This window comes from Bacillus sp. P4_D3 (assembly GCF_056401855.1).
On sequence record NZ_JBFUIN010001268.1, the window covers coordinates 1 to 594 of the forward strand.

Sequence of the window (594 nt, forward strand, 5' to 3'; positions counted from 1 at the left end):
TCCCCACCATCTTTAATTCAAGCTGTTTTAGATAAAGGTATTACAAATTTAAATTTAATAGGAAATGATACTGGATTTCCTGATGTAGGAATCGGTCGTCTTGTTACGAATGAAAGGGTTAAATCTTTAGTTACTTCTCATATTGGGTCAAATCCAAATGCGGGAAGACAATTAAATGAAGGAAGATTGCAAATTGAATTCTCTCCGCAAGGAACACTCGCAGAGCGTATTCGCGCTGGCGGTGTAGGGCTTGGTGGTATTTTAGTTGATGTTGGTGTTGATACGATTGTAGAAGAAGGAAAACGAACAGTTGAAATGAATGGAAAGACATATTTAGTTGAAACAGCTTTAACGGCTGAAGTCGCAATTGTATATGCGAAAAAAGCGGATCCGTTTGGCAATCTTGTATTTGATAAAAGCGCTCGTAATATGAATCCACACGTAGCTATGGCTGGTGACATAACGATTGTAGAAGCAGAAGAAATTGTTCCACTTGGAAGTTTAGATCCAGAAGAAATTGTCGTCCCAGGTGTATTTGTAAATTATATCGTGCCATCGGAAGGAGTGAATTGGAAATGGGTATGGGCGTAGAAG

Annotated in this window: 1 protein-coding gene; it reads left to right on the plus strand. The window is 38.9% G+C overall.

Annotation, left to right across the window (positions count from 1 at the left end; genetic code table 11):
- Positions 1 to 591, plus strand: a 591-nt coding sequence (atoD, locus tag AC1DTM_RS30725; protein ID WP_477001737.1) for an acetate CoA-transferase subunit alpha, incomplete at its 5' end; no start/stop codon positions are given.
- Positions 592 to 594: the final 3 nt, after the last annotated feature.